The 24,634-nt window shown below is 47.6% G+C and carries 18 protein-coding genes and 3 pseudogenes; 5 read left to right on the top strand and 16 right to left on the bottom strand.

Features of this window, described 5'->3' with window-relative positions; all coding sequences use genetic code 11:
- Nucleotides 1-50: 50 nt before the first annotated feature.
- Nucleotides 51-1,322: an extracellular solute-binding protein gene (locus MHB80_RS09805; RefSeq protein WP_341281959.1), complete on the bottom strand. Its 1,272-nt coding sequence runs from the start codon at nucleotides 1,320-1,322 to the stop codon at nucleotides 51-53.
- Nucleotides 1,323-1,888: 566 nt separating this feature from the next.
- Between MHB80_RS09805 and MHB80_RS09800 the strand changes: the two are divergent.
- Nucleotides 1,889-2,068: pseudogene (locus MHB80_RS09800) on the top strand (hypothetical protein); the annotation flags it as partial.
- A gap of 72 nt (nucleotides 2,069-2,140) precedes the next feature.
- Here MHB80_RS09800 and ptsP read toward each other — a convergent pair.
- Genes ptsP through MHB80_RS09770 form a run of 6 tightly spaced genes read right to left on the bottom strand, consistent with a single transcriptional unit; the run spans nucleotide 2,141 to nucleotide 7,830 of the window.
- A complete protein-coding gene (ptsP, locus tag MHB80_RS09795) occupies nucleotides 2,141-3,895 on the bottom strand; it encodes a phosphoenolpyruvate--protein phosphotransferase (protein ID WP_341281958.1) in 1,755 nt (584 codons plus the stop codon).
- Nucleotides 3,892-4,161, bottom strand: coding sequence for an HPr family phosphocarrier protein (locus MHB80_RS09790; protein WP_341281957.1), 270 nt, complete (start codon nucleotides 4,159-4,161; stop codon nucleotides 3,892-3,894). The genes ptsP and MHB80_RS09790 overlap by 4 nt, the downstream gene beginning before the upstream one ends.
- Nucleotides 4,162-4,192: 31 nt before the next feature.
- Nucleotides 4,193-4,648 carry a fructose PTS transporter subunit IIA gene (locus MHB80_RS09785; protein WP_341281956.1) on the bottom strand — a complete coding sequence of 152 codons (456 nt, stop codon included), beginning with the start codon at nucleotides 4,646-4,648 and terminating at the stop codon, nucleotides 4,193-4,195.
- Nucleotides 4,649-4,673: 25 nt separating this feature from the next.
- Nucleotides 4,674-6,053 carry a fructose-specific PTS transporter subunit EIIC gene (locus MHB80_RS09780; RefSeq protein WP_341281955.1) on the bottom strand — a complete coding sequence of 460 codons (1,380 nt, stop codon included), beginning with the start codon at nucleotides 6,051-6,053 and terminating at the stop codon, nucleotides 4,674-4,676.
- Between the two features lie 42 nt (nucleotides 6,054-6,095).
- Nucleotides 6,096-7,037 (bottom strand): 1-phosphofructokinase, encoded by a 942-nt coding sequence (pfkB, locus tag MHB80_RS09775; RefSeq protein WP_341281954.1) that lies wholly within the window; start codon nucleotides 7,035-7,037, stop codon nucleotides 6,096-6,098.
- Between the two features lie 4 nt (nucleotides 7,038-7,041).
- Entirely contained in the window at nucleotides 7,042-7,830 is a 789-nt protein-coding gene (locus tag MHB80_RS09770) for a DeoR/GlpR family DNA-binding transcription regulator (RefSeq protein WP_341281953.1), read from the bottom strand.
- A 370-nt stretch (nucleotides 7,831-8,200) separates the two neighbouring features.
- Here MHB80_RS09770 and MHB80_RS09765 point away from each other — a divergent pair, with 370 nt between their 5' ends.
- Entirely contained in the window at nucleotides 8,201-8,749 is a 549-nt protein-coding gene (locus tag MHB80_RS09765) for a GNAT family N-acetyltransferase (protein ID WP_341281952.1), read from the top strand.
- A gap of 4 nt (nucleotides 8,750-8,753) precedes the next feature.
- Here the strand turns inward: MHB80_RS09765 and MHB80_RS09760 are convergent, their stop codons facing one another.
- Nucleotides 8,754-8,960, bottom strand: coding sequence for a hypothetical protein (locus tag MHB80_RS09760; protein ID WP_341281951.1), 207 nt, complete (start codon nucleotides 8,958-8,960; stop codon nucleotides 8,754-8,756).
- 142 nt (nucleotides 8,961-9,102) lie between these two features.
- Between MHB80_RS09760 and MHB80_RS09755 the strand changes: the two genes are divergently transcribed.
- The 3 genes and pseudogenes from MHB80_RS09755 to murD all read left to right on the top strand — a co-directional run bounded on the left by MHB80_RS09755 (nucleotide 9,103) and on the right by murD (nucleotide 11,990).
- Nucleotides 9,103-9,866 (top strand): IS5 family transposase gene (locus MHB80_RS09755; protein WP_341281950.1). Its coding sequence is split into 2 segments (ribosomal slippage): nucleotides 9,103-9,439 and nucleotides 9,439-9,866, totalling 765 coding nucleotides; the frame shifts between segments, so codons are not numbered across the junction.
- A gap of 351 nt (nucleotides 9,867-10,217) precedes the next feature.
- A pseudogene (locus MHB80_RS09750) lies at nucleotides 10,218-10,406 on the top strand (transposase); the annotation flags it as partial.
- Between the two features lie 252 nt (nucleotides 10,407-10,658).
- Complete coding sequence (gene murD, locus MHB80_RS09745; RefSeq protein ID WP_341281949.1) at nucleotides 10,659-11,990, top strand: UDP-N-acetylmuramoyl-L-alanine--D-glutamate ligase; 1,332 nt, start codon at nucleotides 10,659-10,661, stop codon at nucleotides 11,988-11,990.
- Between the two features lie 263 nt (nucleotides 11,991-12,253).
- Here the strand turns inward: murD and MHB80_RS09740 are convergent.
- From MHB80_RS09740 to MHB80_RS09705, 8 genes and pseudogenes are all read right to left on the bottom strand, one after another.
- Nucleotides 12,254-12,996, bottom strand: a pseudogene (locus MHB80_RS09740) (MBL fold metallo-hydrolase).
- A 431-nt stretch (nucleotides 12,997-13,427) separates the two neighbouring features.
- Nucleotides 13,428-16,463 carry a glycoside hydrolase family 2 TIM barrel-domain containing protein gene (locus MHB80_RS09735; RefSeq protein ID WP_341281948.1) on the bottom strand — a complete coding sequence of 1,012 codons (3,036 nt, stop codon included), beginning with the start codon at nucleotides 16,461-16,463 and terminating at the stop codon, nucleotides 13,428-13,430.
- A gap of 84 nt (nucleotides 16,464-16,547) precedes the next feature.
- Nucleotides 16,548-17,372, bottom strand: coding sequence for a carbohydrate ABC transporter permease (locus MHB80_RS09730; RefSeq protein ID WP_341281947.1), 825 nt, complete (start codon nucleotides 17,370-17,372; stop codon nucleotides 16,548-16,550).
- The gene (locus MHB80_RS09725; protein ID WP_341281946.1) at nucleotides 17,365-18,261 is read right to left on the bottom strand and encodes a sugar ABC transporter permease; all 897 of its coding nucleotides are present in this window, start codon (nucleotides 18,259-18,261) and stop codon (nucleotides 17,365-17,367) included. Before MHB80_RS09725 ends, MHB80_RS09730 begins: the two co-directional genes overlap by 8 nt.
- Nucleotides 18,262-18,391: 130 nt before the next feature.
- Nucleotides 18,392-19,699 carry an extracellular solute-binding protein gene (locus tag MHB80_RS09720; RefSeq protein ID WP_341282926.1) on the bottom strand — a complete coding sequence of 436 codons (1,308 nt, stop codon included), beginning with the start codon at nucleotides 19,697-19,699 and terminating at the stop codon, nucleotides 18,392-18,394.
- 432 nt (nucleotides 19,700-20,131) lie between these two features.
- Nucleotides 20,132-21,943: a sensor histidine kinase gene (locus tag MHB80_RS09715; protein ID WP_341281945.1), complete on the bottom strand. Its 1,812-nt coding sequence runs from the start codon at nucleotides 21,941-21,943 to the stop codon at nucleotides 20,132-20,134.
- 3 nt (nucleotides 21,944-21,946) lie between these two features.
- Nucleotides 21,947-23,524, bottom strand: a complete 1,578-nt coding sequence (locus MHB80_RS09710; protein ID WP_341281944.1) for a response regulator transcription factor — start codon at nucleotides 23,522-23,524, stop codon at nucleotides 21,947-21,949.
- A 48-nt stretch (nucleotides 23,525-23,572) separates the two neighbouring features.
- The gene (locus MHB80_RS09705; RefSeq protein ID WP_341281943.1) at nucleotides 23,573-24,475 is read right to left on the bottom strand and encodes an ArsR family transcriptional regulator; all 903 of its coding nucleotides are present in this window, start codon (nucleotides 24,473-24,475) and stop codon (nucleotides 23,573-23,575) included.
- Nucleotides 24,476-24,634: the final 159 nt, after the last annotated feature.

Below are 24,634 nucleotides of genomic sequence, written 5' to 3'. Positions count from 1 at the left end.
TTGCCCCCTGCCGCATCCTCTATTATATTACCTTATTGCGTAATTACCAATTAGCGCGAAAGCTGACGTTTAATTTGTTCTTGAGCTTCATTCCATGCTTGTTCCGGATCTATTTTCTGTGTGTCTACCGTGCCGAGCGCTTTCGTAATTTCGCTGAGTACCATGTCATCTCTCGTATCAGTATGCGCCACTTTAACATCCTTTGCGGCATCGGCGAACACAGTGCTCAGATCTTGATTCCCGAAGAAAGCATTTTCATTCACCATTTCCGGCTTTGTGTAAATTTCCGGAGTCGATGGATAGTTACCAAATTCCTTATAGCCTACTATTAAATTTTCGGGGCTTACGAGGAATTTGATGACTTCATATGCTTCTTTCGGGTATTTCGTTGATTTCAAGATACCCATGAACGAGCCGCCTTGATTGCCCACGCCACCCGGCGGATACGCGATATTCCACTTTCCTTTCGTATCCGGTGCTGCCGCGATTACGTCACCGACAGCCCATGATGCCCCCGAGAAGGAAGATATTTTACCGTTGTTCATTGCTGCGTTTTTCTCGGAATCGCTTGAGAAAGGGAACGTCAATCCATCTTGATAGGCTTTAACCGACGAATCCCAAGCGCTCTTGATATGCGCCTGATCTCCAATGTATTTTCCGTCCTGATCGAAGAATGCTTGGCTGCTTTGTCCGAAAAAGCTTCTGAAGATATCCACGATAGTCCCCGATTGCGATCCCGTCTTGTCTTTAACTTTCTTGAGAACATCAAAGTAATCATCCCACGTTTTCACTTGATTCTTGAATTCTTCAGGCGTACTTGCCACGCCGGCTTCCTTAAACAAATCGCTACGATAGTAAAGCACGACTGGAGCAACGTCGATAGGCAAGGCGATTAAATATTTGTCATCAGGAGTTGCGCCCATTTTCCATTTCCAATCCAAGTATTGAGGCTGGATGTTACGTGCTCCTTGATCGTATAAATTTATGAATTTGTCGTTATAGCTTAACATCGAGGAAATCCAACTATCCATTGTGACAATATCAGGACCGTTATCGCCGCCCGTAATTGTTGTTTTTAGTTTCGTTAAGAAGTCACCTCCGGATGGAAGCTTTTCCGCTTGAAGATCGATATTCGGAAACTTCGCCTTTGCAGCCTCAATCGTTGAATCCGAGATCGCCCCGTTCCAGTACCACATCTTTAATTTAACTTTCCCGTTTGCAGCATTGTCATTTCCATTGCCACTAGAGCCAGATTCGCTTGATTTTTGACTGCATGCTGTGACGGAAAGGATGACTAAAATGGCTAGCAAAGCAATTGTCAAGGACTTAATTCTCATGATTTTGTTCCCCCCGATAATGAATGTTTAGAGTACAGTTGTTTGCCAAACTCGCTACATTAATGCAGGCCCTTTTTCATTAAGTCATTCGCTTGAAGAATTCGCTTCTTACTATTGAGGTTAACCACCACCTTTACAGATGTTTATAAGCAGATCACTTGTCATTTTCTCGAGTGAAATCAATAATATGGAATCGATACCATATTTACAGACACATTTAGTTGTTTTCTCCGAGTTCGTAAAATCCGAAACACCATTTCCGATTGATGGATGCGGACTCACCCTCGAATTTCCAACCCTGTTCATTATGGAATCGATACCAGAAAATTGATTTTGATACCGCTTTCAATTGGATATGTGAAAAGTATAGTCTCAAAACATTCTTTTTACAATAGCCATTTATAATTTATTTGTATTACCAGAATTTAATCCAGTTCTATTTATCCGCAGATGGATATGGTTGTTTCAAGTCGTGGAAAAAGCAAAGCTTGCTAAGCCACATTCGCTGAGTGTAATACAAGGTTCTACCACGCGATCAAAATGAAGGATCGTATTCCTCTTGGCAGCGAGGGACGAATGAAAATGCGAACGGACTGCTAGACTTTCCCAAAGGCTATGATTTCGCAGCTACAACGAATAAAATAAGCCACCTTCTTACACGAAAAGTGTATAATGGTGGCTTATTCAAAAGGTATACACAGCTTTTATGCTTTTGCAAACAAAATCCTTGACTTGCAGCTATTTAGTATGTGATTTACCTTTAGCATGATGCCCGTTTGCTTGCTTGTATCCTGGATTGTTTCCTATTTGTGCTGCTGCTCGCTAAATCTAGCAGCATGAAAAGCTTTCACCTGCTGCCGAACTTCCTCAGCCGTATCGAGGTCAAGCACGTCGCTTAGCAGCTGCGCGCTATCCTGCGCATTTAGTCTGGACAGTGTAAACTTTTGCTTCGCGACAGAACCTGCATCCATGCTCCATTCATCGAGCTCCATGCCGAGCAGCAGCGGTGCTGCAAGCGGATCGCCCGCCATTTTCCCGCACATGCCGACCCATTTGCCTTCCTTGTGCGCCGCTTGGATGAGGCTGTGAATCGAACGGATAACCGCTGGATGGAAATAATCATATAAGTGCGCGACCTTCTCGTTCATGCGGTCAACAGCGAGTGTATACTGCACTAGATCGTTTGTGCCAATGCTGAAAAAGTCAACCTCTTTGGCGAAACGGTCCGCCAGTTGAATAACAGACGGAACCTCGGCCATAATGCCGATTTCCAGTTTTTCATCAAAGGTGATCCCCTGCTCCTTCAGCTCGTCCATGACTTCAAGCGTCAGCTGCTTGGCAGCGCGGAACTCCTGCATCGAGGAGATCATCGGAAACATAATTTTAACGGTACCGAAGGCACTGGCACGAACAATCGCCCGCAGTTGGGTGCGGAACAGCTCCCGCTCATTCAGGCAAAGGCGTATTGCACGATTTCCGAGAAATGGATTGTCCTCATGCGGCAAATCCCAATAGGACAGCTCCTTGTCCCCACCTATATCCAGCGTACGGATGACGATCGGCTTGCCTTGCCACGCTTCGGCTAGCTGCTTATACACAGCAAATTGCTTTTCTTCATCCGGAAAGCGGTCCGCATTCATGAACAGAAATTCCGTTCGGAACAAGCCGACCCCATGTGCCTCGTCCACAAGCCCTTCGCGCATTTCCTCCGGCATGCCGACGTTTACCGCGAGCTCAATCAGCTTGCCATCCTCCGTCTTTGCCGGCAGCAGCCTGTATTTCTCAAGCTTCCCGGCCGCCGATTGCTCCTCCTGCTGCCTTGCTTCATAATCCGAACGGGTAGCAGCATCGGCATTTAACACAATAACGCCGTCCGTACCGTCCAGAATTAGCTCATCACCGTGGCTCAGCTGCTCAAAAGCAGCGCCAATGCCAACAACCGCAGGAATGCCCAGCGAACGGGACAAAATTGCAGTATGCGTCGTTTCTCCGCCAACCCGTGTCACAAAGCCGAGCACAATGCTGCGGTCAAGCTGTACGGTAACGGAAGGCGTTAAATCTTCCGCTACTAATATAACGGGCTCTGTAATACTTGCCAGATCTGGATAAAATACTTGCTGCAAATGACTCATGAGCCGATCTGCAACATCCTTCACATCATGAATGCGTTCCTTTACGTATGCATTGTTCATCTTCTCAAACAACGCGGAAAGCTGGGCCATCACGGTTTGGACAGCTTGTTCAGCGGACGCCTGCTTGCGCTTAATTTGACCGCGAATATCGCCGTAAAAGGCGGGATCATCCAGAAAGCTCAGCTGCCCCTCGATAATTGCCGTTTTATCCTTCCCCAGCTTCGCCTCGGTTTTGGCGATGATCGCATTCAGCTCTGCTGCCGACTGGCGCTTCGCCTGCTCCAGACGTTCAAGCTCCGCCTCTACCTGCTCCGGCTCAATCCGCTGGGGATAAGCCGCCTCTACAGCAGGAGCGCCATAGATGAAGGCTTTCCCGAAGCGGATACCTTCCGAAACGCCAATTCCTTTAATGTGCTGCTCGCTCATTGCTCTCCGAAACCTTGCTCGAATAGTTCAGCAAGCTTGGCGACAGCCTGCTCCTCGTCTTCGCCATCCGCCGACAGCTTAACTTCAGCGCCTTTTTCCAATCCGAGCGCAATGATGCCGAGCACGCTTTTCGCATTAGCCTCTCCACCGCCAGCCACCTCTACGTAAATATCGGCTGCGAATTGTCCTGCTGCATTAGCCAGCACTTGGGCCGGACGCAAATGCAGCCCTTCTTCATTTATAATCGTCAATACACGTGTTTGCATCGCACGGTCTCCTCCTTTAGTCTCGCTGTGCTTACAGGGCGCTTTCCAATGTTTCCAAAATATCCGCGGCGCTTTGGCCATCCAGCAGCTCTTGGCGGAAGCTTTCGTGTATCAGCTTGCGCGATACCGAGGCCAAAATCCGCAAATGCTCCTTGCCCGCATCCGATTCCGGAATCGCCAGCAAAATAATCGAAGTGACCGGCTTGCCGTCAAGGGAACCCCACTCAATCGGCTGCGCTAGACGGGCAAATGCCAGACCAGGCTTGATGACACCAGAAGATTTGCCATGTGGAATCGCTACGCCAAAGCCAATGCCTGTTGAGGCATGCTGCTCACGCGCTTCAACCGAAGCTAGAAAAGCAGCCTCATCGTTCAAATAACCAGCCGATTGCAGACGCTCCGCAAGCTCTTTAATAACAGCCTGACGATCACCAGCAGTCGAATCAAGAATAATGGTTTCTATGTTTAATAAGGTTTGGGATGACATTGTAATAACCTCCATGTGATGGGATTTAAGCCGCTGCCGGCTTATTTTTCTTGAGCAAGGATACCGTTACAGCTGTTACAACTGAACCAATGACAATCGCTGCGGCATAAGCGCCGAGATGGGTCACTGCATTAGGAATGGCGAGTACGAATGCCCCTCCATGCGGCGCTTGAAGCGTCGCGCCAAATACCATGGACAGCGCTCCTGCTACAGCTGAGCCGAGGACTGTGCCTGGAATGACACGAAGCGGATCAGCAGCCGCGAATGGAATCGCTCCTTCGGTAATGAAGGCCAGCCCCATGACTCCCGCCACCTTTCCTGCATCGCGCTCTTCTTTGGAAAATTTGTTTTTGCGAATGACGGTAGCTAGCCAGAGGCCGAGCGGCGGAGTCATTCCCGCTGCCATAACCGCTGCCATCGGGCCATAGACGTGGCTTGCGAGCAAGCCTACAGCGAATGTATACGCTGCCTTATTAAGCGGACCGCCCATATCGAACGCCATCATTGCCCCAAGCAGCAAGCCGAGCAAAATCGCATTCGTTGAATTCAGCCCCGTCAGCCATGTGGTCAAAATATCCATCAGCGTCTTCACTGGCGTTCCGACAACATAAACCATCATCAGCCCGACGATGAGCGTTGACAGTACGGGAATAATCAAGATCGGCTTTATGCCTTCCAGTGATTTCGGCAGCTTGATCGCATGCCGCAACCATTTTGCCACATAGCCGGCAAGAAAGCCTGAAATAATACCGCCAAGGAAGCCGGCTCCCAGCTGGCTTGCCAGCATGCCGCCTACAAGCCCGGGCGCTAGACCAATCCGGTCTGCGATAGAGAAAGCAATAAAGCCGGACAAAATCGGAATCATTAAGGCGAATGCCGCCCCGCCACCAATGCTCATCAATGCAGCCGGAAGCGTACCTTCCTCTTGAAATGCTGTTATGCCAAAGATAAACGAAATGGCAATAATGATACCGCCTGCCACCACGAGCGGCAGCATGTTGGATACGCCTGTCATCAAGTGCTTGTAGGCACCGGTTCGAACGGAGCTGCTCTCTTTTTTCGTCTGCTCCTGCACGGGTGCAGCCGCCCCAGCCTGAGCCGCTTCTTTCGCAAGCGCCTGCTCGATCAGCCCTGCTGGATTACGGATGCCTTCGGCAACGCCAACCTTAATGATCGGCTTGCCTGCAAATCGCGATTCCAATACGTCGGTGTCCGCTGCCAAAATAATCGCATGCGCCTCGGCAATTTCCTCCGGTGTGAGCTCATCCTCTACCCCAAGCGCGCCGCGCTTCTCCACCTTCAGTGGAACGCCTTTCTCCTCTGCCATTTTAAGCAATGATTCCGCGGCCATATACGTATGGGCAATGCCAGTGGGGCAAGAAGTTACCGCCAGCAATTTCTTCATGTCAATTCCTCCCTTATGATGTCGCTATTCGCTTCGATATAATCACAATGCTTGAATATAAATATCTCCTGCCCGGCTGCGAATTTCCTCGAACTCGCATACTTGGGTGCCTGCTTTGGAAGCCGTTATCGTTCCTGCGGCCGTACTCCACCTCGCTACATCCTCAAGGCTGCTATTTTGCAAAAGCGCCTGCGCAAGCACGGCTACCATCGAATCGCCAGCGCCAACTGTGCTCAGCGCCTCAATAGGGAACGGCTTGGCCATATAGGCTTCTTCACCGCTCATGACGATGGCCCCATCTGCGCCCATCGAAATGATAACGAGCGTAATCCCCTGAGCAAGCAGCTGTTTTCCAGCCCGTACGATTTCTTCTTTCGTGTCCAGCTTGCGCTGTACAAGCTGCTCCAGTTCATACTGATTAGGCTTGACAGCAAATGGAATCGCTTTAATCCCGGTGACCAACGCCTCGCCATCCGCATCCAGAATCGTTCGTACGCCCAGCTTGCGCGCTTTTATAATAAAATGATGATACAGCTCAGGTGGTGCTCCCTTCGGCAAGCTGCCCCCAAGTACAAGGACAGACGCTTTCGGCAGCAGCTCATCAAGCAATTGGTTAAGCTCAGAAAGCTGGCTCTCACTTACCGTAAAGCCTGGCTCATTGACCTCGGTCGTCGTTCGCTGCTTCTGGTCCACAAGCTTCATATTCGTCCGCGTCTCGCCTGGCACTTCAACGAAAGCAGTATGAATGCCCGAACGGTCCAGCTCCCCTATAATTCGTTTGCCTATGCCGCCAGCGATGAATCCAGCGGCGGTGACGCTCGCTCCGAAGGTGTGAACGATTCGCGCCACATTGATGCCCTTACCGCCAGGGTCAAGACGGATGTCCTCTGCACGGTTGAGCCCTCCTACCTTCAGCTCCTGAAGCATAATCGTCTTGTCCATGGAAGGATTCAAGGTAAGTGTAATAACTTGCTGCTTGGACATGCTGTTATGCCTCCTTTCCTTCCGAGGTGCGATACACCTCTACGCCTCGCTCTTCCAGCTTCCGGGCAAAATCCTCCGGCATCTCCGAATCGGTAATGCATATATCAATATCGCTCCAATCAGCAAAGCGCGAGAAGCTGACCTGATTGACCTTGCTGCTGTCGCTGAGTAAAATAATGCGGTCAGCGCGCTTGATCATTTTGCGCTTGATGTCTCCCTCGACCACGTTCGGCGTGCTTAGCCCTTCCTCCAAGTCCATGCCGTTCGTCGCTATAAATGCCTTATCAACCTTAATGAAATCGAGGCTGCGCTCAGTTATCGGCCCCACCAATGACAATACGCCAGGCCGGTAAGCCCCGCCCAGTACAATGACATCGATGCCTGGCGGCAGCTCCAAATCCTGCGGCAGCATAAGCGAATTGGTAACAACCGTCAGCTTCGTAAACGCTGTCAATTGCTGCATCAAATAAAAAGTGGTCGTGCCTGAGTCAAGCAAAATCGTATCTCCATTGCTAATCCATTGAACCGCTTTCGCTGCAATCGCTTTCTTTTGCTGCGTTGATGTAATCTCCTTCTCGGAAAAGCTAGGTTCAAAGTTAACGCTGCGAATGGAGATCGCTCCGCCATGCGTGCGCTTAAGCAGTCCGGCTTCCTCCATCTCCCGCAAATCCCGGCGAATCGTCGACTCCGATACTTGAAATTTTTCACATAGAGCCTGCAAGTCAACACGTTTCTGTTCTTCCACTAAAGCTAAAATTAAATTTTTGCGTTCCTCGCCAAAAATGTTCCTCACCGCCTATTTGATCGTTTATGATATCACCCAGTCAATCAAATGAATGTTTATGAACGTTTTGTTTATAAATCGATTATATTCAGTCAATAGTGCGATGTCAAATGGTTTCTTTATCTATTATTTTCACAAACGGTCACATTCAGTCATTTCGTGAACGCTTTCAAAGAATATGTGCTGCTTATACCCATGACGATTCGCACATTGCTATTTAGAAGCTTAAGCCTATAAAATAAGATAAGACAAGCGTAAACGGCTTTGCCGTTCTCTGGCGGCAAAGCTTCGTTTCGCGACAAAATATAGAGGGAGGATGGGAAAATCATATCCTTTCCTATATTTCAAAAAAAAATCAATTATTGCGAGGTGTTTCCTTATGCAGCCAACACTAGAAACAGAACGATTGATTTTGAGAGCGTTTAACTTAGACGACGCAAGCAGAGTTCAGAAACTGGCCGGCAATATTGAAGTAGCAAGCACAACCTTGTCTATTCCTTACCCCTATCCTGATGGGGCAGCCGAGGATTGGATTAGCAACAATACAATTAGAGCAAGCAATGGAGAGGGATTCCCTTTCGCAGTGACCCGCAAAAAAGACGATGCCTTAATTGGCTGTATGAGCTTGAATTTGAGCAAGCCGGATCAACGAGGCGAGCTCTCCTACTGGTCGGGCAAGCCTTATTGGGGGCATGGCTATGCGACAGAAGCGGCGAAGCGTGTTATTCAATTCGGCTTTGAGCAGTTGGAGTTGAATAAAATAATGGCAGCAGCCATGGCTAAAAACCCTTCTTCCTCCAATGTCATGAAAAAGATTGGCATGAAATATGAAGGCGAATTCAAGCAGCATATTTTCAAATGGGGAGAATTTGAGGACTTGATCTTTTTCGGATTGACGAGAGCGGATTATGAGCAGTTAAATAAATAATCTATCAGGCAATGAAAGAAGAGGAAGGCAGCCGCCCTCCTCTTCTTTTGCATGTGAGCCTATTATTTGTGACGACTTTTAAAATTTCAATCTCTTCTTCAAGCTTCGCAATCATGTTCCGATGGGTATCGAGCCTATCAACGATTGTTGTTGTTACTACCTCAGTAATGCGGGCTGTCTGCTCAAAGGTTGCTTCAAGCTTTAATTCCATACGTTCCAATTTCTCATTCAGCTCTCTGAAACCTTCACGCTGACTTTCAGCAAGCATCCGGTGACTTTCAGAAAGTGCTTGATGACTACTAGGGCGTGTACGCAAACTGTACAATCTGTAGAAATTTAGTAAAATAAGGGATATGAGAAGAAGATACGAGTTAACGGATGAAGAATGGAATATCCTTGACGCCCTGTTGCCCCCGGCCCGAAAAAAACAAGGAGGACGCCCACCCAAAGATCGTCGCCAGATGCTGAACGCGGTGCTATGGGTGGCTCGAACGGGAGCGCCATGGCGAGATTTGCCCAGTCACTATGGGCCATGGTCCTCCGCCTACAGCTTTTTCTGGCGTCTACAAAAAGCAAATATTTGGGATGAAATTCTGAAGCATGTCGCTATCGAACCAGATTGGGAGCAAGTCATGGTCGATGCTACCATCGTCCGCGTCCATCAACATGGAGCGGGCGCAAAAGGGGGCAGGATCGGCAAGCCATCGGACGTTCGCGCGGAGGACTAACCACCAAAATTCATGCCATGGTGGACGCGCTGGGCTATCCGCTGCGATTCGAATTGACACCCGGACAAGAACACGATTCGATCACGGGCTACCGCCTTCTTCAGGAGCTAGACTTCTGCCCAGGTGAAGTGTTGGCGGACCGCGCCTACGACACCAATGCTATTATGGAGCTTTTGCAAGTTCGTGGAATTACTCCGGTGATCCCAAGCAAACGCAATCGGAAAGTAAAGCGTCCGTTAGATGCTGACATGTACAAAGAACGGCATCTCATCGAATGCTTTTTCAACAAAATTAAAAACTACCGTCGTTTGGCTACTCGCTATGAGAAAACAGCGAATATGTTCAAGGCTTTTTTGACGCTGCTTTCCATTCGTTTATGGCTCAAATAGGTTTGCGTACACGCCCTAGCAAGCGCTTGTTGCCCTTCAGCCAGCGCTTGTTGGCTTTCAGTCAGTACTTGCTGCCCTTCTTCCAATGTTCCGACCCGTTCATTGATGATTTTAACGACAGAAAGCAATTCCTTCAATGTTGATTCAATAATATTTTTATCCATTCAAGTGGACTGAAAAATAAAGTGTTAGACTCGGTTAATTATAGTAACGTAAATAGCGGATAGTTAGTTCATTATATGAGCTAATTTCCTCTATTTTTTGTTTAATAGAAATATTAACTCTGGCTTTAAATCTTAGTATAAATTATTCAATATATTGAGGATAAATGCTTTCGTTGGGAGTGTTGTTGTGAGAGTACAAGAAGTAATTATTAATGATAATAAAAAGAGATATTTGCTATTGGATGCGGTAGGTGTTCCAGTTGTTCCTGTGATGAAGTATTTGAAATACCTCGATCAGACAGGTAAAAGCAACAACACACTGAAGACTTATTGCTATGCACTAAAACAGTATTTCACTTATCTTGAAGAGCGGAATTCACTTAAACGTAAGGTGAAAAAGCTCGAAGATGAAAATAAAAAGTTGTGAGAACAACTTAAGTTTTCTTATACAGAGGTCTATAAAAGGATTATTTGAGAGAATGTCTGTTACCCTATTCAACTACCATGAAAATTCATCCTTTGTGTTGCAGGGCTGATTATCTCGCTGCACGAATGGCTAACGGACAGGCAGGCTAGCTCCAATATGTGGTATATTTGATTTAATGACATTCTTTAAGCGGAGGTGCTTATGAATCCTGCTTTTTACACTTATACCCAATCACTGGCTGGTCGGGACGTGACCATCATCGGCGCTGGCGTCAGCAACTCACCGCTGATCCGCATGCTGTGCTCAGCAGGGGCGCACGTCACCGTTCGCGACCGCAATCCGAACCTGCCCCGGGAGGAGTGGGACGATCTAGGCGTCGGGTTGCGCCTAGGGGAGAATTACCTGGATCGCGTTGGGGGCGATATTGTGTTCCGTACTCCGGGCATGCGCCCAGACCATCCGGCGCTGGACTCGGCCCGCGCTGGCGGCAGCCGTGTGACCAGTGAGATGGAGGAGTTCTTTGCGCTGTGTCCTTGTCCCATTTTCGGTGTGACCGGTTCGGACGGTAAGACCACCACCACGTCGTTAATTGCAGACATGCTGGCAAACGGGGGGCGTAAGGTGCATCTGGGCGGTAACATTGGTACGCCACTGCTGACGCGCGTGGGCGAAATGTCGCCGCTGGACGCGTGCGCGGTCGAGCTATCCAGCTTCCAACTGATGGACATGACGCGCTCTGCCCATGTGGCAGTCATTACCAACCTATCGCCTAATCACCTCGACTGGCACCGCGACATGGATGAATATACCGCCGCCAAGCGCCGCCTGCTGGATTTTCAGAGTGCTGACGACCTTGCCATCCTTAATAGCGACAACCCGGCGACCGCCACACTGCGCGGGCGGGGGCGGACCAAGTATTTCGGCGAGCACATGGTCCGCGATGGAGTGATCGACGGTCTGGTACCTATCAGTGACATTCGTTTGCCGGGGTGGTATAACGTGGAAAACGTTATGGCTGCCATGACCGCCGTGAGGGGTTTCGTGCCGGACGAGGCAATCCTGGAGACGGTACGCACCTTTGTCGGCGTGGAGCACCGAAACCAGTGGGTGGCAACAGTGGGCGGCGTACATTACTACAACAATTCAATCGGCTCTAGCCCCGCCCGTACCGTCGCCACGCTGCAAGCGCACATGGGCCGAGTTCTGCTGATCGCCGGCGGGAGAGATAAGAAGGTACCGTTTGACGAGATGGCCAGGTTACTGCCTGATCATGTCAAGGTGTTGCTGTTGATCGGCGAAGCTGCCAGTCAAATCGAGGCTGCAGCGCTCAGAGTGCCGAGTTGCCCGCCTATTTTCCGTTGCGAAGGCCTGGTCGAGGCCGTGGCGCAGGCGCACAAGCTGGCCGTACCGGGCGACACAGTGCTGCTGAGCCCTGCCTGCACTGCGTTTGACCAATACCGCAACTTTGAAGAGCGCGGGCACCACTTTGTAGAGCTGGTCGGGACGCTGCGTCGGTCGGAGGGAAAGGATTGAATAAGACAAGGGCATTTTCCGGGAAACCTTGATTGCCCGCATGTGTGTCTAACGGGGAAGACCGATAGTTAAACATTAAACGTAAAGGGGTTCACATATTAGTCATGTACAATATGTAGAACTCTTTATTTTATCTGATTTTCTTATATTTAGCTCTTGATAAACTCGGAAAATAAAGTGTTAGACTGTCGCGTCCTCATTGAAGCTAACTGGTAGATTAGTTCAAAAAAAAACTGTACATTACATGTACCATTTTAAGCCGTTCATGCTTTCCTGACAAGCTTTTGGAGCTGCTCCTTAACGTTATCCGTACTTAATCCTCCGTGATAACAAATAACCGATTTAATGTCGAAGTCTAAATATTTTTCTAGGGAACGGAAAGCTTTATTCATATCCAGCGTGGAATGCGGATGGGGCCCCCCCAAGATGCCTTCCACACTGAACATGGCATCACCAACAACAAGGGTTTTGCTTTGTTTCAAATAAAGACTAATACGTCCAGGCGTATGCCCAGGTGTAAAGATAATTTGAATTCCCCCGCAATACGGAAGCTCTTGTCTGTCAGTCAACGTTCTGTCAACTTTGGCCTTAGGAGAATTCTCCAACAAGTAGGCCACCACTTTAAACGTTCTTCTTCCGGAAGGGATTCTAATTGCCAAGCCATACTATCGAGATTCACTTTCATAAGAGGCAATTTTCCTTCAATATATGGTTTATCCATCTCATGAGCGTATACTTTAATATTTCCATCAGCTGCCTGCAGAATTTCAGGAAGACTGCCGATATGGTCAATATCTTGATGAGTCAAAATGATTGCTTTCAACTTGTCCATGGAGACTCCACACTCGTTCATGGCTGCACGTATTTGCTCCAATTGCCCGGGCGAGCCGGTATCGATTAAAATAGCCGTTTCATCATCCCAAATCAGGGTAGGATTCAATTCTTGACGACTGCCGAATACTTCAACCTGCAATTCCAGCATTTCTACTCCATTCGAAATTTTCATCATTTCTTCTCTCCTATTATATGAATTTGTACATGACTTGTACCGGTGGCCAGTTGTTAAACCAAGGCCTAGCTTCTTTCAGTTGGATTTCGCCCTAAACACTCTTCTTATTTGTCTCCGTTTTATATTTTTTATCTCTTTCAACATATAAACGAATCGGAGCTATTTAAAGATACGGGGAGCATTTTTCAATTTTTCCGAAGTTTGGATCAGCTTTATAATTTGTAGCAATAGGGAAATTTGGATAGTGTTTATTTACGTTCATTCTTTAAGCTAACTGGGAACGTTAGTTTAATAAAACAGCGGTAGTCTAAGAATATATTTTCTTCTGACAGATGCCGCAATAAAAGAAGAGGAGGGCAGCCGCCCTCCTCTTTTCCCCACTCTCGTTATACAGCCATTCAAGTGCAATTTGCTCTTTACTTCGACGTTTATACCCGGCTGATTAGAAACTCAAAAGCCAGCTCCTGATCCGCTTGGATCAAATATTCATCATGGACAGGCGCGCCCCAGCTGTCGTCACCGCCGACACCCATTTGTCTGCCTGCTACCGTTACAACCGTATAATGCACGTTCGGAAGCTCATGGTGATGCTGCGCGCTCTCCAGCTCAAATGCGGTATAAGGCGCAATATTGCATTCCACAGGCTGAGTCGCTGGTGCCAAAATGCGAAGGCCTCGTCCGAGATCATTCGTAATGCTTACGCGGCGGACGCCAGTACGATTGCCCGATTCTTGTGGTACAACATAACCGGATACATTATCTGCGGCAACGTTTTGGAACTCGCCAAGACGCGCCCCGAATGCACGGTCAATGTAGTTTTCATCTGGACCCATCGCATACCAGTCCAGCCTATGATAGTCCGCAGGCACCTTGAACGAAAGTGCGAAAATCGGCAGCTTCGGCAAATTCGCCGCTCCCTCATAACGCGATTTCACCTGCACGCTTCCGTCACCCAGCACGGTATAGGCCACTGTCACCAATACATCAGCGCTTATGCTAAGACGATATTGGAACGTTACCGTTGCTGTTCCCGCCTCTTCTGTCAAAACAACGCTCATACATTTGCGTGTCAAGCTCGCAGCAAACCACATGCCGGAATCAAAGCCAAGGGAAAATCCTTTGTCATTATCCGTCGTTGCCCGCCAGAACAGCGGAGCCGGAGGCAGTGCAATCATCTCTTTACCCGCATAATTGACCGAAGTCAACGTGCCGGCTTGCTTGGAGAACATGATGCTGAAATCGCGGCCATGCACACCAATGTTGACATCGCCTTCTACGACGCGCAGTTCTCCTGCTGGAAGAATCACTGTTTCCTTTTGCTCCACCAAAAATACGAATTGTCCGAATGACAGCTCATATCCTGCATCCGCCCAAAGCGTGCTTGCTTTCAGCTGCAAGGACGCGTGAACAACATACTCACCCGCTTGCTCTGCTGCCGGAAGCGCAACTGGAATGTAGGCTTCGCTTTGTGCAGCAACCTGAACCTCGCTTACGCTGCGGAAAACTTCCGCGCCTTCCAGATGAAGCTTAACAACCAGTTCATAAGCATCTGTTCCTTCGAACAGATTTTCATTGACGATTTTCACGCCTTCTTGGTCAGGAAGCAGCTTAATGTTCTGATAAAGGAACTTCACTTCCTGCATTTTCGGCGATACTTTGCGATCGGCATAGACGATGCCGTTCGTGCAGAAATTATAATCTGTCGCACGGTCGTCGAAATCGCCGCCATAAGCGAGGAACTCCTTGCCGAAGCGGTCTTTTTTCACAATAACCTGATCGATGTAATCCCAAATAAATCCGCCTTGGTACAACGCATATTTTTGCTCAAGCTCTGTATATTTGTGCATGCCGCCCACCGAGTTGCCCATTGCATGCATATACTCGCAGCTAATGTACGGCTTTTGCGGATTATCATTCAAATATAGCTCAATATCGGCAGGTTTCGCATACATGCGGCTCTCCATGTCGCTCGTAGCATCATAGTCGCGATTATGGAATACACCTTCATAATGAACGAGGCGGCTAGGGTCAGCGCTGCGGAAATAGTTCGATACGTTCAGCAGCACCTCGCCTGCGTATGCTTCATTGCCGACCGACCAGATTAAGATGGACGGGTGGTTTTTGTCGCGCTCAACCATTGAAATCGCCCGATCCATTACGATAGCCTCCCACTCCGGCTTATTAGCAGGAACGTTCCACGACGGCTCTACCGCGCCCATTTTTTGCCACGAGCCATGTGTTTCCAAATTCATCTCGTCAATGACATACAGTCCATATATATCACACAGCTCATACCATAACGATTGGTTCGGGTAATGGGAGGTGCGAACAGCATTTAGATTGTTTTGCTTCATCGTCTTAACATCCCACAGCATATCGTCTGCCGTAATGGCCCGTCCTCTGCGAGGGTTAAATTCATGACGGTTAACGCCTTTGAAAACAATGCGTTTGCCGTTGATATGCATCACTTTGTCGATCATTTCGAATTTGCGGAAGCCTACGAGCTGCGGAACCACTTCAATGAGTTCGCCTGCAGCATTATAAACCTCTACATACAGTTTATATAAATATGGATTTTCCGCATTCCACAGCGATACTGCTCCTGCATCAAGCGAAGCCGTCCACGTCCCCGCTTCAGCTGCTGCTGCAGCTCCAGATACAACGGTATGACCAGCTGCATCCTTCAGCACTAGCTTCATGCTTGCGCCTTCGAGCGTACCGCTCAGCTTCAAATCTACCAGCAGCGTACCTTGCTCATAAGCCGCATCAAGCTCTGTATTCACAAACAAATCACGAACATGGATAGCCGGAACGGTATACAAATAGACGTCGCGGAAAATGCCGGAAAAACGCCAAAAATCCTGATCCTCGAGCCAGCTTCCTGTGCTGCGCTGATAAACTTCAACTGCCAGCCTATTTTCACCCTCCTGCAAATAAGGAGTCAAATCAAATTCGGCCGGTGTAAAGCTGTCCTCGCTGTAGCCGACGAACTGTCCATTCAGCCAAACATAGAAAGCTGATTCTACGCCTTGAAAGGAAATATATACCGGCTTGCCCAGCATGTTCTGCGGAACGGAAAAATGCTTCACATAGCTTCCAACTGGGTTGTCATTTTCCGGAATTGCCGGCGGACGAAGCTCATGATGTCCATCCCATGGGTACATCGTATTCACATATTGCGGCTTGCCGAAGCCTTGAAGCTGAATATGGCCTGGCACCTCAATCGCTTCCCAAGTGTCGCTATTAAAGCTTTGCTCGTAAAAAGAGGCCGGACGATCCGCAGGTCTCACGGCATAGTTGAACTTCCAACTGCCATTCAGACTGTGGCGCAGAGGCATGCTGCCATTGCCTTCCGCCTCTGCTGCTGTTTCATAATAACGGTGATCCGAATGGGCAGGCAGGCGGTTAACAGCAAATACACTTACATCAGTTAGCCAGTCGAGGCTCGGTTTTGCAGTAGTCATAAAATAATTCCTCCATAACGTAGATGATAAGTCAGGCGGCTGCATGCTCGGCATGCAGCCGCCTATCCCTTGCTTTTAAGTTGATTATTTGACCGAACCGGTCATACCTGCTACAAAATGTCTTTGCATTAGGAAGAATACAAGCGCCGTTGGAATCGTTGAAATAACGATTGCCATCATGATCATCCCGTAATCCGGCGTGTAGCTGGAGCCGAGGTTGGAGATCAACATTGGAATGGTACGCTTGTCCGGCGATTGCAGCACGATAAGCGGCCACAAGTAGTTGTTCCAGCTGGACATAAACGTAATAATTCCCGCTGCCGCATACGTCGTTTTCATCGTAGGCACATAAATGCGGAAGAACAAGGCCAGCTCGTTCAAGCCGTCAATACGACCTGCTTCGAGCAGCTCTTTCGGAAACATTTTTGTGTTTTGACGGAAAAAGAAGATGAGAAACGCTGTCGTCATCGTTGGCAGCACGACGCCCGAAAGCGTATCAAGGCCTAGAAATGGAACGCTGCTCGAAATTCCTGCGAACATTTGATACAGCGGAACCATAATCGCCGCGAAAGGAATCATCATGGACAGCAGTAAAATCGTGAAGACGATGTCCTTTGCCTTGCTTTTATAAATTTCAAAGCCGTAACCTGCAAGCGAGGCAATCAGCATCGCCAGCAGTGTCGTCGAAATGGAAATTTTAGCCGAGTTCATAAGCGCCGGCACAATATCGACCGTGCTGAACAAATTATTAATATTGTCAAGCAGCTTGCTGCCTGGCAGCAGTCTGCCTTGCGTTACATCCGAGGAGCTGTTCGTCGCGCTGACGATCATCCACAGAAACGGGAAAATGGAAATGAACGCTGCGACGCTGAGAAAAATATAAACCGATACCCGTTTTAGCTTATCCATTTTTATCACCTGCCGCTTTAAACTGAACAAATGCCAAAATAATAATCATAATTACGATAGAATAAGACACCGTTGCTGCATATCCGAAATCTGCGGAATATTTGAAGGACAGATTGTAAATGTACTGGGAGATGGACATAGATGCATTGCCCGGTCCGCCCTTCGTAATGTTCACAACCTCGTCGAACAGCTGCAGTGTACCGATTGTCGATGTAATGGATGTAAATAAAATAATAGGTTTGAGCAAAGGCATTGTAATGCCGAAAAATTGTCTAGTCGAGGATGCGCCGTCGATCTTGGCAGCCTCATAAATTGAATGGTCAATATTTTGCAAAGCTGATAAGTAGAAAATCATGTTATAGCCTGTCCAACGCCACGTAATGGCAATAATAACCGTAATTTTGGCCCAAAATGGATCTGTGATCCATTGAATAGGCGTGCCAATCAGATGCAGCTTGAGCAGCAATTGGTTCACAAGGCCGTCGCCTGCAAATAAGTATTTGAAAATAACCGAATAGGCAACAAGAGATGTAACCGCCGGCAGGAAAATCGCTGTACGGAAAAAGCCCTTAAACTTCAGCTTGCTGTCATTCAGCAGCACAGAAATAAACATCGCCAGCACGATCATAACCGGCACTTGAATGATGAGATAAATAAATGTATTTTTTACTGCGACACGGAACGTCTGATCACTGAATAGACGAATGTAATTGTCAAAGCCTACATAGTGGAGGTTCATCCCTTTGCCGGATTTGAACGATAGAAGAAGCGCTTGAACCATTGGGTAGAAATAAAATGCCGCTATTAGTACGACAGCAATGATGACGAACAGCCATCCTGTAAAGCTTGCTCGATTACGAATTTTTATGCCAGGCTGCGCTGCTTTCACGATAGCCTAACCCCTTTCTTCACGGAAATAAAATCTCGGGGCAATCCGCCGCTCCCGCCAGTAACAGTGCGAACGATACTGACGGGGCTTTGATTGCCCAAGATTTTATTCATCTGCCGTATGGTCGAATTTATTTAACTTGTGTTTCAGCTTGAGCTTGAGCATCCGCCAATACTTTGTCGATTGCTTTGCCGCCCATGAAGTTTTGCATTTCTACAACAAGAATGTCCTCGATAGCATACGTATGCATACCGTAGTTAACTCTTGGAATTTCAGCAGTCCATTTTGCGAAATCAGCTACAGCTGTTTGTCCGCCGAAGAACTCATCAGCTGCTTTATAAGCTACGCCATCAGCTGCTGCTTTCAGCGTGCCAATTGCACCAATTTCTGTTGCAAGCTTTTGGTACAGGTCAACATCAGAACCAAAAGTTTCTTTCAAAAATTCTGCTGCTGCTTCTTTGCCATCAACGTTCATTACATACCACGAGCTGCCACCAAGGTTCGAAGCGTTAACGGAATCAGCGTTGTTCGTCAGTTTAGGGAATGGAACAATAGCCCATTTTCCAGATTGCGATGCTTCTGCTTTCACGGAAGCTGTAATCCAGTTTCCTGTTGGAACGCTTGCTACTTCGCCACTGTTAAAGCCGGCTACAAACTGGCTCCAGTCGGAATGAACTTTTACAATGTCCGCTTCCATCATCTTTTTGTAAGTTTCGAAAGCTTCTTTCAATGCTACGTTGCCAGCAATATCAGGTGTTACACCATCATCCTTCAGGTACCATGAGCCAGCGGACTGAATCATCATCCGGATAATACCCAGGTCATTAGGATCTAGAGAAAGCAATTGCTTGCCTGTTTTTTCTTTAACAGCTTTACCAATTTCAATGACTTGATCCCAGTTCAGATTCTGCAAATCAGCTACTTTGTAGCCAGCTTGCTCCAAATAGTCGGTTCTTACATAAAGTCCCGCTACGCCAGAATCGAAAGGTACGCCGTATTGTTTGCCATCAAGGCTTGTCGGTCCGATTTTGTAATCAGCAAAGTCAGCCGGTTTGATGTAATCCGAAAGGTCGAAAAATGCATCCGGGTAAGCTTGCAAGAAGCTTTGCGCACGGTAATCTTCGATCAAAATAATCGTTGGAAGACCTTTTGTTGTGCCCGAGTTAAGACCTGCATTCAGCTTTTGGATAATGTCAGCTTGTGCATTTTCAACAATGTTAAGTTTTACGCCGGAATCAGGATGCTTAGCAGCATAAGCCGCACCCGCACGCTCCATAGCGCCGATGTTAAACGTTTTGTCCCATGCCCAAACCGTAAGTTCTTTTGCAGTGTTTCCTGCAGCATTTCCGCTGCCTGTGTTTGTAGCATCGTCTGTTTTAGCTGAACATGCTGTGAGCAGCACGAAGCTGGCCAAAAGGATGGCAAGCATTTTTTTCACGAAACCCAACCCCTTTATAATTGTCTGCGTAACTGAAAGCGTTTGCCGGCTAACATCATTTATTATAACAATCTGTTTATTGTGTTCGATAGCAATATCTTTATAGGGATTTGTCATTCTTTTATTTCATAAACAGTAGTTATTTTTTGCCAATAGTAATTAATTTGCTTATTGGTAATATATTTAGACGGCAGTTGGAAATATCAAGGGTACTCTTCTAAGAACTGGATATATCTCGTCAATGAGGCTCATTGCCTATTACCAATTTCCTATTTTTTATGGTTGATCACCGTCCTTCGTCATGAAAAAGATGTATTTGAATTTTGTGCTTGTTGGGCTGCTATTATACTGTCTTCAATAATTTAAGGCTGCCAACTAAAAAAACAGCAGCTCATTTAGGATTTATCCTGCGAGCCGCTGCTTTAAAAATCGTTACTCAAATAACAAAGGAAGCTTGATTTTCACACGTGTTCCTTGACCTGGATCACTGACAATCGTCACTCCATAGCCTTCACCATAAAGCAGGGTCAAACGGTCATGCACGTTGCGTATGCCAATGCCCGAGAAGAAATGGCTTGCCGAATGCACCCCGCGTTCACCGTTTTCCCGGGTTGCTCCGTCAACCTCGGCGCCAGCTTCACCGTTACTCAGCCCGCTAATGCCGACCCCATTGTCTACGACTTCACAGATGAGCGAATCGCCCTCACGGGAGATAAGTACATAAATATATCCCTCCCTGCGCTCATGGAAAGCGTGGAAAAAAGCATTTTCCATAAACGGCTGGATAACCAGCTTCGGCAAATGGGCCCCCATGCAATCCTTGTCCGCAAAGTAGTTGACCCGAATCTGCTCCCCATACCGCACATGGTTAATAAATACGTAATTTTTAAGGTTGACGAGCTCCTGTGAGACCGGAATCGTCTCGCTTATATTGCTCACCGTATTTTGCAGCAGGGAAATCAGTGCGTTTATCGTTTCCGCAGCCTTATCCTTATTGCCCTGCTGGACCAAAATTTTAATCGATGCCAGCGTATTATATAAAAAATGGGGATTAATCTGCATCTGCAGCGCAGACAGCTCGGCGTTACGCTGGTCCTTCTGCGTCTGAATGAGCCGCTTAATATAATCGTTCAGCTCATCCAGCATGTAGTTGTAGGCATTGCCGAGCTGCTTGATTTCGTAGCTTCCCGTTACCGAAGTGTAATTATTGAAATCATTTTTCGTCACCCGTGAAATTTGCCGCGCCAGCAGCGTTAGCGATCTCGTCAGCCGCCTTGAAATCACAAAGACGATAATGAGAGCCAGCAGCACGATTGCCAGAGAGATAAGGACGACCAATTTGAAATCAACCATTTGGCTCATGACCTGCTGCTTATCAATTAAGTTCACCAAATAAAAATCATAGGTCGGCAAATATTTGGACAATACGAGGCTGCTCTTCCCCATTGCCGTTGTATCCATAACGTCCAGCTGCTGCTCTTCAATTTGCTTGGCATAGGTCAAAAGCTCTGGCACCGTCGTCCCTACAAGCTGGTCACGATTGCTGGAAACGATCATGCCTGCTTGATTCAAGATAACGACATCATTTCCACCGCTCGTGAAGCTCGTGTAAAATTTGCGAAAATCCTTTTCTCTTATTGCAATATAAAGCTGGCCATAAGGCTGGCCACTCGTTCGCTCCAGCAGTGTTTTCATGGCGACAACAACAGCATTCGAGTTGTTATCAGGCGTCATGCTATCCTGATCCAGCTCGTACAAAATACGCCGTGGCTCCTGCAGCGCCTGCTCCGTTAGCTTACTGCTGCGAAGCTTCTCGATTGATCGCGGCCAATAGGTGCTGTCGGATGAATGGCTGCGCCCGTTAATTCCCGTTATCGTCATATTCACCGGATAAGCGGAGACGCCCGATTGAATTCGCTTGATTTGTGTGTTGGCTTCATAATATCTTTTCAACGTCGGGACAGATCGTTCATCGGGGTCTGTAAGAAACGATTTGAGCGTTCCGCTTTGCTGAACATTATTGGTCGCTGTCACAATGGAATAGCTGAATGACTCGAAATTCGTCTGCACCTGATTAATGATTTTTCCATTCGTAATACTGAACGTATTCATGAATAGACGCTCCGACATTTGCATCATCACAAGCGTAGTCAGCAGAGAAACCGAAATGATGCTGACTAAGGTGACGGTAAACATTTTAATAAACAAGCCGTGATATTTAAATTTTTCCAAAAATGCCTTCATGCACTAGTCCCTTTTCTGATTGACATGTTGTTTGCGATAATGGCTAGGTGACAAGCCCGTTATCTTTTTGAACACTTTTGTAAAATAACTATGATCCGAGTACCCCACCATGCCGCTTATTTCTGAAATGGATGCCGTATCGGCTAGCAGCAGCTCTGCCGCCTTCTCCACCCGAATTTTGTTCAAATATTCACTAAAGCCTTCATTATTATGCGCACTGAAATACGTAGACAAATAAGAAGGGTTAAAATGAAAATGCTTCGCCAGCTCCGTCAGACTTAGCGGCTCAGCAAAATGCTCGCCAATATAAGCAAGCAGCATTGCCATATTCGGATTGCCTGCTCCCTGCTTGCGGGTTGACAGTACAGTCTCCGCTTCGCTCACGAATGCCTCCATTAACACGATGGCTTCGCTTATATGCGAGGCGTCGCCAATTTCCTTGAAATAGCGGTATTTCGCCTCTTCCAAATGCGCGGCATCCACCTCCAGGCGGCCCACTACAATCGTCATATTAAAAATAACATTGCTAAGGAATGATTTAAACTCAAATACATCCTTCTTATAAAAATGCGGGGCACCCTGCACATAAGCAAGCAGGTCGCTAAAAGCGCTCTCAAACTGCTGCTTGCTCAGCTGCTCGGAAAACCGCGGCAAATCAAACTTATCCTCTACAGGCGGCATATATGGCAGCTCCCCTGCAATAAGCACACGATCCGGGTCAGCCAGAAAAAAGCGGTAGTCGCTCATTTTCAGAAAGCTGAGCTTGAAATGGTCCCCCACCTCGGTATAATGGCTGAACGGCTCGCCCAGTGTCCATCGCGCTTCAAGCATTTGCTCGCCCGTCCACTCATCCAGTCTTCGTACGGCAGCGGCAAGCTGCGGGCTTTCCTGCTTGTTCAAATTAATGAGCAGCACGAAGCGCCCAGCTTCCGCCCTAAGCGAATAATGGACCGACTCTTCTAGCGAAACGACGAGCTCCGACTGTATCCTTTTTTTCAGAAGCTCAGCTACGGCTAGCATGGCCTTTTTATCTCCAGAAGGCTTGCATTCTGCACCAAGCATCCAGAAGCTGTCATAAGGGAACGCTTCTGCCCCCACCGCCTCCTCAAGCTCTACGCCGAAGCCATCCATCAGCATATCCAGCACTACCTGTACCGTTGTGTCTTTATCAGTTGGTGCATGCTCCAGCTTCAGTGAAGGAATCCGCTGCGCAGTGCGCTTTAATACTTCAAGCAGATGGGTCGCCTCCAGCTTAGGCTTCAATATATAATCGGCAACGCCGCTTTGAAATGTCGATCTCACATAATCAAATTCTCCAAAGCTGCTAAGCACAATCACTTCAATTTCCGGGAATCTCGCCTTTACAATTCTTGTCAGCTCCGCGCCATCCATGACAGGCATGACGATATCGGTTATTACGATATGCGGCTCCAGCTGCTGAATTTTCTCCAGCGCCTCCGTGCCGCTCGCCGCCTCGCCGACGATTTGAAAGCCTTCCTTTTCCCAATTCAATAAGTGCTTAATGCCTTGTCTGACTAATATTTCATCATCTACAATGAGCACACGACAATAAGGCGCCATTACGATCCCTCCTGTTTCATCCAGCTATTCCATTGAAGTGTTTGGGGGTTATTCATAATAGGTACGAATTCTTATATCTTGATTGTAATTGCCAAACCCCTTGCCGTACAAGGTTAATCCTCCCCTGCCCGGAACACTTTCCTCGGCGCTGATGCGAAGCGTCAGAAACGGGGTCTCCCAATCCAAATCATGAATCGTCAGCTCGGATATTTGCAAGCCATCAATGAAGGTGCCATTCGCATTGAGACGCAGCACCTTCAATAAGCCATATTGATTCACATCGCCCTGCCACCAATCCGGTGACAGCCGTCCACGCACACGTCCAAAGTCACCCGGACTCGTCCATTCGCCCAAATACAGGCCATTGATAAAAAAGCGAATATCCGACGGCCAATTTTCATTAATTTGTGGCGCTTCGGAGCCAATCTCCAGTGAAATTTCCAATTCCTGCACCCGTTGATCAACAAATAGATGATTGGGCACCTTATATTCGACATATCCTCTGGCAAACCATAAAATGCCGGCATTCATTCGCTCCGGGTCCAAAAAATATTTAGGATTATCATATTGTCCGATTAGCTTCTCCGCTGTTGCAATGCCGCAGGTTGGAAAGGCAGCTACATCGGTATAATGGCCGACCGGCAGCATCGTTTCCATATTTTTTCGCTTCTGGTCATTTGGCCTCGACAGCCTGATTTGCAAATATTCGGCCGAAAGTGAGCAGTATTTATACGTTCCGCCACCTACGCGCTTCATTTTGCTCGTCACAATACCCGCCTGCTGAAGCTTGCTCACATGGGTGCTGACAATCGCGCTGCTCAAATAAAGCTCCGCTGCCAGCTCCTTAATATGCCGTTCACGCTCATCCAGCAAATCAATAATTTGCAGGCGAACCTCGCTCGCCAGCGCTTCATATACACGAAGCGATTCTGCATTCGTCGTTAAGTACATTCTGTCACATCCTATTTGCAGGGTTAGTAATTTAGCTAATTCTTCATTATTACGACCCTTATTCATTGCTTGTATTTATTCATTATGTTAAAAATATAAGTAGTTAGCAAGTATATGAATTCAGTTTTTGGCTAATTCATCATTTTTTATAAGCAAGGC

It is taken from the genome of Paenibacillus sp. FSL H8-0537 (assembly GCF_038051995.1).
Classification (GTDB): Bacteria; Bacillota; Bacilli; order Paenibacillales; family Paenibacillaceae; genus Pristimantibacillus.
The sequence above is the reverse complement of the archived record's forward strand: the minus strand, read 5'-3'. Positions and strand labels throughout refer to the sequence as shown.

Bases quoted from the DNA above. Each gene is read 5' to 3' on its own strand.
- murD (WP_341281949.1), top strand. From the start codon at position 10,659: ATGAATCCTGCTTTTTACACTTATACCCAATCACTGGCTGGTCGGGAC.
- MHB80_RS09765 (WP_341281952.1), top strand. From the start codon at position 8,201: ATGCAGCCAACACTAGAAACAGAACGATTGATTTTGAGAGCGTTTAAC.
- MHB80_RS09760 (WP_341281951.1), bottom strand. From the start codon at position 8,960: ATGGAATTAAAGCTTGAAGCAACCTTTGAGCAGACAGCCCGCATTACT.
- MHB80_RS09710 (WP_341281944.1), bottom strand. From the start codon at position 23,524: ATGGCGCCTTATTGTCGTGTGCTCATTGTAGATGATGAAATATTAGTC.
- MHB80_RS09730 (WP_341281947.1), bottom strand. From the start codon at position 17,372: ATGGATAAGCTAAAACGGGTATCGGTTTATATTTTTCTCAGCGTCGCA.
- MHB80_RS09780 (WP_341281955.1), bottom strand. From the start codon at position 6,053: ATGAAGAAATTGCTGGCGGTAACTTCTTGCCCCACTGGCATTGCCCAT.
- MHB80_RS09705 (WP_341281943.1), bottom strand. From the start codon at position 24,475: ATGTACTTAACGACGAATGCAGAATCGCTTCGTGTATATGAAGCGCTG.
- pfkB (WP_341281954.1), bottom strand. From the start codon at position 7,037: ATGTCCAAGCAGCAAGTTATTACACTTACCTTGAATCCTTCCATGGAC.
- MHB80_RS09735 (WP_341281948.1), bottom strand. From the start codon at position 16,463: ATGACTACTGCAAAACCGAGCCTCGACTGGCTAACTGATGTAAGTGTA.
- MHB80_RS09790 (WP_341281957.1), bottom strand. From the start codon at position 4,161: ATGCAAACACGTGTATTGACGATTATAAATGAAGAAGGGCTGCATTTG.
- ptsP (WP_341281958.1), bottom strand. From the start codon at position 3,895: ATGAGCGAGCAGCACATTAAAGGAATTGGCGTTTCGGAAGGTATCCGC.
- MHB80_RS09715 (WP_341281945.1), bottom strand. From the start codon at position 21,943: ATGAAGGCATTTTTGGAAAAATTTAAATATCACGGCTTGTTTATTAAA.
- MHB80_RS09785 (WP_341281956.1), bottom strand. From the start codon at position 4,648: ATGTCATCCCAAACCTTATTAAACATAGAAACCATTATTCTTGATTCG.